We start from the raw sequence: 12,535 nt of genomic DNA on the forward strand, positions 1-12,535 counted from the left end.
GGCTAAACCTCCGGGGCGGGGCAAGGAGGATCATTTGGCGATTTCAAGCCGTTGCGGTGTCGCACCCAGCGCACGCCAGGCTGGCACATACATTGACTCAACCTGCGGCGCAGGCACCAAATAGGTACCCGGAGTGACTGCGCGCGCCAGATACAGCAGCGTGGTATGACGGTAGCCGTCGATATTCACCGCCGCCACATAGCGATCGTCACGGAACTCCTGATGCTTGATGTCGGCCTGCTGCATGTCTTGCAGCAATTCGGTCACGCTGCTGGCACTTTCGCCCAGGCTGGCACTGCTGTCCCCCAGGTTCTGGTTTTCCAGCTCCAGCCCGGCCGGCAGCAGATCCACCACCAGCGCATCCGGTACCTGATTGTCGGCCCAGACATCCAGGTGCACCAGGATCAGTTGGCCGCTTTTCAGTTGGGTCAGATCCACCGGCTTACCATCCAGCCCCAGGAATTCACGGCGGATGTTCAGCACGTTGCTCTGCGGCTGCGGTGCCTGTTGCGGATAGCCCACCAGATCGACCCGGCTGTACAGCGTGCCGCTGCCGGTATTGGTGAGCTGCAACCCAGCCGCCAACTGTTCAGCGGACAGGTTTTGCGTCAGCGCCTGGCTGCCGGACAGCGTCTTGCCCTGCGCCGTTTGCGCCTGCCATGGTGTTTCAGCACTGCCGATCAGGTTGCGCGCGGCCAGGAACAGGGCATTGCTCTCCTGCGTAGACAGATAACGTTCGCCGTTGAGACGCTCAGACAGCGTCAGCAAGCGCTGGTCACGCTCGGCCGGCAGCAGATTATTTTCGGTCAACAGCGCCAGGATCATCGCGTCATCACGCAGCGGGCTGCCGTAATCTTCCAGCCAGTAATCTTTGGCATTACGCTGCGTCGCCAGCCCTTGCTCGATCGCCTGATTGGCACGCGGCATATCCCCCATCAACTTCAACGCCACCCCAAGCTGCACTAGCGGCAAGCCTGATCGAGCATCGGCACGACGCTCAAACAGCTGCCGCAATGCCCCAAGCGGTGCCTGTTGCTGACGTGCCAGCACCAGGCCGGCATAGGCCTGCACGGCAAAACGGGTGTGATCCGGGTACTGGGTGGAGGCAACGTCGATCTGGCTGCGATCCTGCAAATAACGCTGCAGACGGTTGTTGGCCGCCGTCAGGGCATCCGCCGGTACGCTGTAGTTCTGCTCGCTGGCACGGAACAGGAAGTCCGTAGCATAGGCCGTCAACCAGAACTCTTCCTGACTGTCGCGATTCCACAAGCCAAAACCACCGTTATAGCGCTGCATGCTGAGCAGATGCTCAATGCCAACGTCGATACTGTTGCGGCGACTTTCATCGCTGCCGGATTTGATCCCCAGCGCGCTAAGCTGCGCCCGGTTGGTGTACAGCGACGGGTAAAGCCCGCTGGTGGTCTGTTCCAGACAGCCGTAAGGATAGGCGTACAATTCGCTGATGTAGCGCGCCAGGTTGATTGGCGGACGGCTGGTCAACAGCAGTTGCCCTTCGGTCGTCGCCTGCACCAGCCCGGCGGCGGCATCTGCCGGTAAGCCCCAGCTTTCACCGGCGTGGATCACGTTGGCAAACTGGCGGGTCTGCGCCGGGTAAGCCGGTCGCACGCCAATCTTCCAACTGTGCTGGTAGTCTTTGAGCGTTTCCCCCGGCAGCACCAGGCCGCTGACGGTCAGCGCAACTTCACCCTGACCAAAGCCCGCCAGCGCCTGCACCGGGATCTGCAGCGTGGTGCGCTCGCCGTTGGCCAGGCTGATCTGTTGTTCAGCAGCGCCCTGCAGCGCCACTAACCCGCTGGAAGCCAGTTTCACCGTTAATGTCTGCGGCTGCCCCGACAGGTTGCTGACATCCAGCGCCAATTGGGTACTGTCGCCCCCAGCCAGGAAGCGCGGCGTCGCCAGCTCCGCGACCACCGGTGCGGCAACAACGGTCTTGCCCTCCGCCTTGCCGAAGTCTTCATTACTCCACGCCTGCGCCATCAGTCGCAGTTCGCCGTTGAAGTCCGGAATGGCAATCTGAATTTCGCCTTCGCCATTGGCATCCAGCTTAACCGGCTGCGCTTGCTGGGCCACAATGGTGACTGTGGTGTTCGGTTTTTTACCGCCACGCGACAAGGCATCTTCGTCATCGCCGTCACCGCCGTAACGCAGGTTAGCCAAACGCCCCTTGCCTTCAATCAACTGACCGTACACATCGTACTGATCGGCGCTGTAGCGTTTGCGGCCAAAGAAGGCCTGATACGGATCCGGCGTTGCGTAGTCGGTGATATTGAGGATGCCGCTGTCAACCGCGGAAAGCAGCACGTTGATTTGCTGTGGCGGTTTACCGCTGCTGTGGGCGGCCTTCACTTTCACCGTCAGCATTTGGTTCGGCCGCATACGCTGCGGCGCGTCCAGCGTCAGTGCCAGTTTGCGCCCTTCATCCACCAGCGGCAGATGCAACAGCCCTACCGCCCGTTTCGGCGTCGACTGCTGTTGCTTATCTCCCGGGCGGATCACCAATGCGCTGAGGTACAGATCGTGGCGTTTCCACTCCTGATTGATCGGCACCTCGACATCAATGCCCTTGGCCGGTACGTCCAGTTCCTGCCACCACAGCGGGCCATCGCTGGATTCCACCAGCAGATAGCCCTTGCCGGCGGCCGGTGCTTCGATATGCAGTTTCACTTTTTCGCCCGGTTGGTAGGCCGGTTTGTCCAGCTTCAGCTTCACCTGGTCCGGACGCACCGCGCCGCTGCCATTGGTGTTGTCCTGCCAACTGTAACCCGCCCAGAAACGCAGGCTGCTGATCAGATTGCTCTGTGGATCCACCACCTCAATGCGGTATGCGCCCCACTCCACCGGGAAACTGACCTTGGCACTGCCGTCGGCGGCGATATCGATAGTCTGTTCCGCCAGTGGCAGATCTTTTTTGTCGTACAACGACTGCCAGCCTTCGCCTTCTGACCACTGCCAGTAGTAGTCGCGGCGCTCACGCACCAGACGGGCCTTCAGCCCGCTGACCGCCAGTTTCTCACCGGCGGCATTGGCGTAGACGATATCAAACCCGGCCTGGGTGTTTTCATCCACCACCGGCTGGGCCTGATAACTGTCGCTGCGGTAATCATAAATCTGTTGTTTGCTGAACAACGGCCGAATGCCGGGCAGTGCATCGGCCGGCCAGATCGCCTGTTCCGCGCGGCGCGTCACCGGGCGGCCACCGGACTCCAGCAGGCTGGCCTGCAGAATGGCCTTCAACGGGGACTTCACTTCAGCCCAACTGCTGTCTACTGCCACCTGCGCCTTACCGGCGTTATCCAGTGCCTGATCGAATTCATCCATATTGCGCGACAGGCTTTCTTCCGTCACCGAACCGAACTCATAGCCCGGCAGGCTGCTGACCGCCTCACGCTGTGGTCGCAGGAATACCTGCCCCTGCAGACGGTTACCCGAGGCCGGAGCACCGTAGAGATAGCGACCGCTGACGTCGAACACCAGCTGTGCGTCAGGGCGCAGCGGGGTTTTCTCGGCGGTGATGTCGAGCGCCATGCGTTCCGGCAGGAAATCCTCTACCTTGAAGCTGTACAACCGTGGCTGGTTATCGCCCAGGTTGAAACGCAGTGACCAGTTACCGGTCGGCCCGCCTTCGGGAATGGAATACTGGTATTGATACAGGCCGTCCTGCGGCTGCCAGACAAAGCTGCGCGCCACCTGATCGTCCGGCTTGACGATATCTACCTTCACCGGCTGGGCCGGCAGCGGCTTGCCGTCGGCGTCACGCAGCAGACCGTTAACGATCAGCGTTTCGCCAGGACGGTACAAATCACGTGGGCCGAAGGCAAAGAATTGCTTGCTGTAGCCTTCCGGCCCGGCGATATCGAACTCAGCCAAATCCAGCGCCGGCGTCGAGAGATCGATCATGCTGGTCTGGCCCTGTTGGGTGGCCAGCAGCAACCGTGCCTTGGCGCTTTTCGCTAACTGGGCATGGCCCTGCTTATCGGTGGTGCCCTGGGCCAGCGTTTGGCCTTTTTCATCCAGCAGGCGCAGTTCCACCGCGCCCAATGCCGCACCGCCGTCCAGCGCCTGGGTAAACACATCCAGACGGTCGTGGTAGCTGTGCAGCGAAACACCGATATCACTGAGGGTGAACAGGGTCGCCGGGTTGGTATAACCGTAATGCCCGGCCTGTTGCATCACCGCCAGGTAAACCCCCGGCTGCTGCAAGGCTTCGATGCTACTCAACGGCAGCAGCAGGCGTTCGCGGGTATTGCGTTGCGGATTGAGATCAAAACGGCCGCTGTAGACCAGGTCGGCCATTTTCAGCAGTTCTTCCGATTCCCAACTGGAAAGCGAATTGCGGTACTCCCAGTTGGCCAGGAATGCCGGTAAGGCATCGGCCTTCACCCGGAAGAAGTTAACGTCGACGTTATCGACGTTGAGCGCCATCACCGGTAACCCCTGCGCCAGCTTGGTTGGCAGCAGTGAGCCTTTGCCGGCAAAGCCGACGCTCGGTTTGATGTCGCGGGTGGTAATTGTCTGTTGTTGCTGTTTACCCAGTTCGGCACCGTTGACCGCTTTCAGGCCACCCTCAAGGGTCAGTACCACTTTGCGGTTAGGCTGCAGATGGCGTAACCGCAGCTCCATAAAATTATCTGACAGCTCCCAGGCACCATCGATTTTACCGCTGACGCTGTCGACCAGATGAGCTCGCGCGGCGAAATCCTGATTCGGATCCAGCGGCAAAGAAAACGTCAGCACCATGGCACTGGCGCCGTCGAGTTGCAGTTCGGAGGCATCAAGCAGCGTTAAGGGTTTCCCGGCGTCGCGTTTCGCCAACGCTGCCAGCGCGGCGGCATCCAGCCGCTTGGCCTGCGTGACGCTGCTGGCCTGAGCATCGGCTTGCGCCGCGGTTGAGGTTTGACCGTTGTCATCACAGGCAGCCAGCAGTAGCAGGCCCCCCGCCAATACGATCCCCTGACAAAGCTTCTTGCCTGATGCAAATGCCCCTGAACGGCATGGTTTCATCGTTTAACTCCCTGGCAGCCTTTACGCAACGACACCCGTCGGCGCAATATCCGAATATGGATGAATGATAGCAGCGCTGTTAGCATCAGACCCAGCTCAATTTTTCCCCGTCAACAGAAAGGGCAACCGAAGCCTGAGCAGGAGATGATATGGCCACAATGAAAGATGTTGCCCGACGGGCAGGTGTATCGACGGCCACCGTCAGCCGGGTGATCAACAGCACCGCCTATGTTGAACCGGTCACCCGTGAACGTGTTGAAAAGGCCATGCGCGAGTTTAACTATCACCGCAATGCTGCCGCGCTGGCCCTGGCGAAAAGAAGCGGCAATATGCTGGGGTTATTGACCGGCAATCTCGACGATCCTTTTTTCTCGCGACTGGCACGGGGCGTCGAAGATATCACGCGCAAAGGCGGCGTAAAATTGATGGTCTGCAGTGGCGGCCATCAGGCCGAACTGGAGAAAAACGGGCTCGATTTTCTGATCAACCAGGGCTGCGAAGCCATCGTGGCCCACGTGACCCGGATGAGCGATGCCGACGTCTTACGCTACGCCGCCCACACCCCGGCAATGGTGGTGATCAATCGCTATTTGCCCGCCATCGCCAATCGCTGCATTTGGCTGGATAACGTCAGCGCCTCTCAGGCCGCCACCCAGATGCTGATTCAACACGGGCACCGGAATATCGCCTGTATCACGACAGACTTGCCGATCGATGACAGAAAACAGCGTCTGGAAGGCTACCGCAACGCCATGGCTCACGCCGGGATCTCGGTGCCGGGTGCCTGGATCATCAGCGTCCCCTTCAATGAACAAGGAGGCGAATTAGCGGCAGAAAGGATCCTGACCAGCGGTCACCATTTTACCGCCGCACTGACGTTCAATGACGTGATGGCCGCCGGTATGATGCGAACCTTTCGCCAACGCCAGATGAGCCTGCCGGAGGATATCTCGATTGTCGGGTTTGATGACGTGGCCCTGGCAAAATATCTCCACCCGGCATTGACCACCGTGCATTATCCGGTTGAGAAAATGGCACGACGCGCGGCTAATTTGGCGCTACAGCTCAATTCTGCTGTTGCTGTGGCACCGCAGAATAATATGTTTTCCGCTGAATTGATCCTGCGAGACTCGGTCGCCTCCCTCGAGAAAAACACCTCAAATAAAGAAAACAAGGCCATAAAGTGAGAGCTATTTCACACAACAGCAGTCCATGAAACCGATTACATGGACAGTTGCCCGCGCTCACACCTCAATCAAAACGAATTCATTAGGCTGGCGTCACACCCTCATCCTTAACCGGAGTTGTTAATGAATAACAAAAAGAAACTCAACCTGGGGCTAGCGATGCTACCCATTGTGGCGATGCTATTACTGCTGATCATCGGCTACGGCCAGCTTGGGCTGCGGATCGAGCCGTTGCTGCTGGTCTCAGCCGCCATTGCCGCCGCACTGGCCTGGTGGCAAGGTTACCGCTGGAACGACATTATCGACTCGATCGTGGCCAAGCTGGCCAAGGCGATGCCGGTGATCATGATCCTGATCTGCGTCGGCGGTTTGATCGGCACCTGGATGTTCAGCGGTACCATTCCCTACATGGTGTACTGGGGCTTAAAACTGATCAGCCCGCAATATATCCTGATCGCCGCGTTCTTCATTACCAGCGTGATCTCCGTTTGTACCGGCACCTCCTGGGGCGCAGCCGGTACCGTCGGCGTGGCACTGATGGGCGTGGCCGCCGGGCTGGATGTCCCTTTGGCCGCCGCCGCCGGTGCCGTGGTTTCCGGGGCCTACTTTGGCGACAAAATCTCTCCGTTGTCTGACTCCACCAATTTCGCCGCCATCGTCGCGGATACCGACCTTTACAGCCATATCCAGCACCTGATGTACACGACATTACCGAGCTTCGTTTTAGCCGCGGTGGTGTATCTGATTGCCGGGCACACCAGCGCCGTCGGCAGCGTAGCCACGCCGGAAAAAGTCACCGAGATAGTGACCGCGCTGGAGGGTCTGTATCACTTTAACCTGCTGCTGATCCTGCCGCCGGTGTTGGTGCTTTGGGGTGCCGTCACTAAACGACCGGTGATCCCCGTGATGCTGGCGGCCTGTACTCTGGCCATCGCCATTGGGGTACTGCTCCAGGGCTTTAACCTGCAGCAGGGCTTAAATGCGTTGATGGACGGTTTTAACCTTTCGATGTTTACCGCCCAGGGGCACAGCATTACCGGCATCGTCGACGATGTTCCACGCCTGCTCAACCGCGGCGGCATGTTCTCGATGATGAGCACTATCCTGCTGGTGTTCTGCGCGTTTTCCTTTGCCGGGGCCTTAACGCTGACCGGCGCGCTGACCGTTATCATCAACCGACTGCTGAAAGTGGTTCATACCACCGGCCAGTTGATTGCCGCAACGGTCGCAACCACCATCCTGGTGACCGGCGCCACCAGCGACGGCAAGCTGGCGCTGCTGATCCCCGCAGAACTGTTCAAGGGCGCCTACCGCCGCATGGGATTAGACAATAAAAACCTGTCACGGACCGTGGAGGACGCGGGCACCGTCATCGAACCTTTAATTCCGTGGACCGCCGCAGGTATTTATATGGCAACCACCCTGGGTGTCAGCACGCTGGATTTATTGCCTTGGGCCATCCAATGCTACGCCGCCGTGTTCTTCGCCCTGATTTATGGCTTTACCGGATTCGGGATTGCCAGAATACAGCCAGAAAACGATTTACAGCGTAAGGAAGCCTGACGTGAAACCAACCGATTTTAACCAGATAGTTAACCGCCACAACACCGGTTCGGTGAAATGGGACTTTATTGACCGCTATCTGCAGCTCGATGAAACCGACCTTTTGCCGATGTGGGTCTCTGATTTTGACTTCCAGTGTCCAGAGGAAGTCCGGCAGGCGCTGCATCAGCGGGTGGATCACGGCATATTTGGCTATAGCGAACGCGATGACTCATATTACCAGGCGGTCATAGAGTGGTTCTCAAGCAGGCACCATCTGCCTTTGCAGCGCGAATGGTTCACGTCCATCGAAGGGGTGGTACCCGGATTGGCGATCCTGATCCAGTTGCTTAGCCAGCCTGGCGATCCGGTGGTGATCCAGGGGCCATACTATGGATCTTTCGCCAAGATCATCACCATGAATGGCCGAGAGGTCCTCGAAAACCCGCTGAAGGAAAGCCCACAAGGCTATCAATTCGATTTCGAGCATCTGGAGGCCTGTTTTGAGCAGCGGAAACCGCCATTGTTGTTGCTGTGTAACCCCCATAATCCAACCGGACGATGCTGGAGCCACAGCGAACTGACGCAGTTGATGGCGCTGTGCAGCCGCCATGGCGTGACGGTGATTTCCGATGAAATCTGGGCCGACCTGACGCTACCCGGCGAAACCTTCACCTCGGTGCTGCACCTGGATGAAGCCTGGCATGACCACCTGATTTCAGCGACCTCTGCCAGCAAGAGCTTTGGCTTGTCGTCGCTGAGGATCTCAAATTTCCTGATCCCCAATGTTCGCACCCGCAATGCGTTTATCGAACGCCTTAATGCCCATGGGTTGGATGTCTTCAATGCGCTGTCGATGACCGCCGCAACGGCAGCTTATCAACAGGGGGAAACCTGGCTTGATGATTTACAAGGTTATCTGGCCGACAACCGGCGTTGGTTTGAACAGGCATTAGCCTATGCCGCGCCCTGGTGCAAAATGACTCGAGCCGAGGGCACCTACCTTGCCTGGCTGGATTGTCGCGCTTTAGGCCTGGATGATAACGCCCTACAGCAGGCGTTGATCCACCAGTCAAAGATTGCCGCCTCGATGGGCATCAGCTTTGGTGACCAAGGAAAAGGCTTTATACGCATCAACCTTGGCTGCCCGCGGCAGTATCTTGAACAGGCCATCGCGGGGCTCGCCCGACTAAAAACCTGAGCAACAATCACCGGTGTATGAAAGGCCCCAGTCGGGGTCTTTTTTTGAACGATATCTGGTGGGAATGATTGAATGAATTTACCGCGACCTGACGGTATAGCTTTGAAATTAAAGCTTCTGTTAGACTGCGGATGGGCGCTTGAAGCTTTCTGCTTCAGGCCCTGGGTGGGAAGCAGAAAGAAGAAAGCCCCAAACTGACTCTTAATCAGAATGAGGCTTCACCATACTGCATCAACACCAGCATGGTAGCCTCTTAACCGCAGAAATGCAACGGAGGGCTGACATGTCGCGAAAACTGTTTTTACCAGGATTTACAGTAAGTTGTGTAACGTTTCTGGTATTCATCTGGCTTATACGTGGTTCAGTTTGTGAGCTGACGTTCAAGCAGGGAAATACGGAGGTAGCGGCAGTGTTGTCCTGTAACGTTCAACGTTAAATGGCAACCTGAAGGCGGGGTTCGCCCCGCCTGTTTTGGTGTGACGCAGTGGTTTTCCAGCGCCCATTGTTGTATCCGGCCAGCCTTTCGAGGCTGGCCGCTCTCCTTAGCTTTGATACAGAGAACAACAGCAAAAACAGGATTACTGGGTTTTATCAGTCGAAGGGATAATATTACGCAACCAACTGCCCCAGCGACGCTGGTAGAAGGGTTGGGTATGGGTGATCAAATAATGGCTGACGCCACGTTCCTCTTCCGATACCAGGCAAAAATCCACCGGTTCATCATTAGGCGCGGTTTCGCTGGCCACGCTGCCCGCCTCGTTGATCAATGCCTCAATGTCGGCTTGCTCGCCATCCACTTCCAGCCCAACCAGCAGGTTAGGTTTTTCGTCGACCGCCTGATCGTGCATCAGAGCCAGAAATGCGCGACGCACCGGCTTGCGCTGACTGAACAGCGTGGTCAAGGCATCGACCATTGCCGACGGGTATTCTTCCGGCTGCCCCAGCAGGATCTGGGTATCCTTATCGATATAACGTTCTGCCGGTTTGCTCACACCCCCGGTCGCTAACAGCATTGCCACTTCTTCAGGGTAAAACTCTTTGCCGTACTCGGCCTTCGGGTTGAGGAACAGATCAGCACCCTGAGTAATCTCGAATAAGACGCGTGCCGGCATGGCGATGAACGGCTGTTCATCCTCAACGGCCTTTTGCAACGCTTCTACCGAGGTAAAGAATGGGATGATGCTGCCGCCGTCCTGCTTTTCCCAGTGCTGGATATTCACCGGTGTATCGGCATTTAGCGTGATGTCACCGCCAAGTTGCACCTGCTCGCTGTCACCGAGGATCAACACCGTAGCGTCGAGCAGTTCACGGAAGAATGCCGGACGATGGGCCTGCTCCGTCACCGCCAGTTTCAACAGACGTTCAAGTTCATTTTCGCCTGTGGCGACTTCGTGATGGTGAGAACTCATGGCAAACTCCAGCAATCAAATAACGGGGCCCAGCATGCTGGGCCCCGAGGGTAAACGACATTCTAACGCCCACCTTGGTGGGCATTCAATTATTTGGCTTTGCTCAGCAGCAGGTTGGCCAGAGCACGTACGCCCAGACCGGTCGCGCCGGCAGCCCATTGATCCACGGCACCTTTACGGTAGGTGGCGGAACAGTCGATGTGCACCCAACCCTGCTGATAATTTTTCACAAAATGCGACAGGAATGCGGCCGCGGTGCTGGCACCCGCCGTGTAAGCCGGAGCGGCCACGTTGTTCAATTCGGCAAAATTGGACGGCAGTTGGCTCCGATGGAACTCAGCCAGCGGCAGACGCCAGAAAGGCTCTTGTTCAGCGGCCGCACTGGCCAGCAGTTCTTGCGCCAGAGCGTCATCGAAGCTGAACAGCGCATGGTAGTCGTTACCCACCGCCGTTTTCGCCGCACCGGTCAGAGTGGCGCAGTCGATAATCAACTGAGGGTTCTGCGCGGACGCATCGATCAGGCCATCGGCCAGCACCAGACGCCCTTCAGCATCAGTATTCATTACCTCAACGGTTTTACCGTTACGGTAACGAATAATATCGCCCAGCTTGAAGGCGTTGCCGCTGACCATGTTGTCGGCACAGCACAGGTACAGCTTCACACGCTGCTTCAGACCGCGAGCCGCCGCCAGCGCCAATGCGCCGGTAATGGTAGCTGCACCGCCCATATCCGCTTTCATGGAATCCATAAAGGCGCTTTGTTTCAGGCTGTAGCCACCGGTGTCAAAGGTGATACCTTTGCCCACCAGGCAGGCAAACACCGGCGCTTCCGGGTTGCCGGTCGGGTTGAAGTCCAGTGCCAACAGCACCGGCGAACGATCCGAGCCGCGCCCCACGGTGTGAATACCGGCGTAGTTTTGCTCACGCAGATCTTCACCTTTGGTAATACGGTAGCTGACGGCTTCACAACCGACATCACACATCAGATCCACTGCGCGGGTAGCCAGTTGTTCTGGCCCCAACTCTTCCGCTGACATATTGATGGTGTCACGCACCCAGTCAACAATCTTCAGGCGCTGTTCCAGCTCTTTGCTTTCCGCTTCCGGCAATTCTGCCCATTCGACGCTGCGCTTGCCCTTCGGCCCACGGAAACCTTGCCAGAACGCCCAGCTGTTTTCCAAATCCCAGCCATCGCCGGCCAGTTTGACGTTCTTGATGCCCTGTCCGTCGATCTTACGGGCGGCACGTTGAATGCTGCCCAGTTTGTCGTTGCCGGTCAGGTGGATAGTCATCCCTTCTGTACCGGTGCTCAGCAGCGCTTTCTCGCCCCAGCGAGCGTCAGCAGGTTGGTTCGACAGCGTTACCAGCATAAATTCAGTTGTCATAGCCTTACTCCGGATTTCCCCTTCATTTTCACGTTGTTGCGCGAAATCTATTGGGGATTTTTATTGTATACCCTATGAGTTTCAAGTTGCAGCTAGGCGGCCAGCTCGCTCATCCTCAGGCGCTTACTTCAGTAAGTAACTGGGGGGAGTGAGTGCAGTCAACAACGCTGCAGCTTGAAAGGCGACGGGTATGTCGGATACAAAATAAACGGGCCGCCAATGGCAGCCCGTTACGCTATTTACTCCGCTTCATCTAACCAGACCAGCAGGACAGCTTCCAGTATTTTTTCGTTGGAAGCCTGTGGATCGTCGTCAAAATCTTCCAGATCGCAAATCCACTGATGCAGGTCGGTAAAACGTACGGTTTTCGGATCGGTATCCGGGTATTGGTCGTACAGGGCTTCGCCGATTTCACGGCTGTCGGTCCACTTCAGTCCCATTCCTATTATCCTCTTACCCTTCACGCGCGTGGTTGACGGTATAACGCGGCATTTCAACCACCAAATCTTCGTCGGCCACCAGCGCCTGACAGCTCAGACGGCTTTCCGGCTCCAGACCCCAGGCCTTGTCCAGCATGTCGTCTTCCAGTTCGCTGCTCTCTTCAAGAGAGTCAAAACCTTCGCGTACAATGCAGTGACAAGTGGTGCAGGCGCAGGATTTCTCACAGGCATGCTCAATCTCGATACCATTGCGCAGCGCCACATTGAGGATTGACTCCCCGTGTTCAGCTTCCAGTACTGCCCCCTCCGGGCATAAATCTTGATGGGGCAGGAAAACAATTTTAGGCAT

Annotated in this window: 9 protein-coding genes; 4 read left to right on the forward strand and 5 right to left on the reverse strand. The window is 57.4% G+C overall.

The window, feature by feature from the left end:
* Window positions 1-30: 30 nt before the first annotated feature.
* The gene (locus NHG65_RS19765; RefSeq protein WP_499182579.1) at window positions 31-5,022 is read right to left on the reverse strand and encodes an alpha-2-macroglobulin family protein; all 4,992 of its coding nucleotides are present in this window, start codon (window positions 5,020-5,022) and stop codon (window positions 31-33) included.
* Window positions 5,023-5,171: 149 nt separating this feature from the next.
* Between NHG65_RS19765 and NHG65_RS19770 the strand changes: the two genes are divergently transcribed.
* The 4 genes from NHG65_RS19770 (at window position 5,172) to NHG65_RS19785 (ending at window position 9,388) form a co-directional block, all read left to right on the forward strand.
* Window positions 5,172-6,209 carry a LacI family DNA-binding transcriptional regulator gene (locus NHG65_RS19770; RefSeq protein ID WP_219016792.1) on the forward strand — a complete coding sequence of 346 codons (1,038 nt, stop codon included), beginning with the start codon at window positions 5,172-5,174 and terminating at the stop codon, window positions 6,207-6,209.
* A gap of 123 nt (window positions 6,210-6,332) precedes the next feature.
* Window positions 6,333-7,772: a Na+/H+ antiporter NhaC gene (gene nhaC, locus NHG65_RS19775; protein ID WP_099062670.1), complete on the forward strand. Its 1,440-nt coding sequence runs from the start codon at window positions 6,333-6,335 to the stop codon at window positions 7,770-7,772.
* Between the two features lies 1 nt (window position 7,773).
* On the forward strand, window positions 7,774-8,952 hold the full coding sequence (locus NHG65_RS19780; RefSeq protein ID WP_499182580.1) for a MalY/PatB family protein: 1,179 nt from the start codon (window positions 7,774-7,776) through the stop codon (window positions 8,950-8,952).
* A 283-nt stretch (window positions 8,953-9,235) separates the two neighbouring features.
* Window positions 9,236-9,388 carry a Hok/Gef family protein gene (locus NHG65_RS19785; protein WP_207979597.1) on the forward strand — a complete coding sequence of 51 codons (153 nt, stop codon included), beginning with the start codon at window positions 9,236-9,238 and terminating at the stop codon, window positions 9,386-9,388.
* A 142-nt stretch (window positions 9,389-9,530) separates the two neighbouring features.
* Here NHG65_RS19785 and sseB read toward each other — a convergent pair whose 3' ends face one another.
* The 4 genes from sseB to fdx all read right to left on the reverse strand — a co-directional run bounded on the left by sseB (window position 9,531) and on the right by fdx (window position 12,535).
* Complete coding sequence (gene sseB / locus NHG65_RS19790; RefSeq protein WP_499182581.1) at window positions 9,531-10,361, reverse strand: enhanced serine sensitivity protein SseB; 831 nt, start codon at window positions 10,359-10,361, stop codon at window positions 9,531-9,533.
* A gap of 89 nt (window positions 10,362-10,450) precedes the next feature.
* A complete protein-coding gene (pepB, locus tag NHG65_RS19795) occupies window positions 10,451-11,746 on the reverse strand; it encodes an aminopeptidase PepB (protein ID WP_085118273.1) in 1,296 nt (431 codons plus the stop codon).
* A gap of 239 nt (window positions 11,747-11,985) precedes the next feature.
* Entirely contained in the window at window positions 11,986-12,186 is a 201-nt protein-coding gene (gene iscX / locus NHG65_RS19800; protein ID WP_085118275.1) for a Fe-S cluster assembly protein IscX, read from the reverse strand.
* 13 nt (window positions 12,187-12,199) lie between these two features.
* The gene (gene fdx / locus NHG65_RS19805) at window positions 12,200-12,535 is read right to left on the reverse strand and encodes an ISC system 2Fe-2S type ferredoxin (protein WP_085118276.1); all 336 of its coding nucleotides are present in this window, start codon (window positions 12,533-12,535) and stop codon (window positions 12,200-12,202) included.

It is taken from the genome of Serratia myotis (assembly GCF_027474885.1).
Classification (GTDB): Bacteria; Pseudomonadota; Gammaproteobacteria; order Enterobacterales; family Enterobacteriaceae; genus Serratia; species Serratia proteamaculans.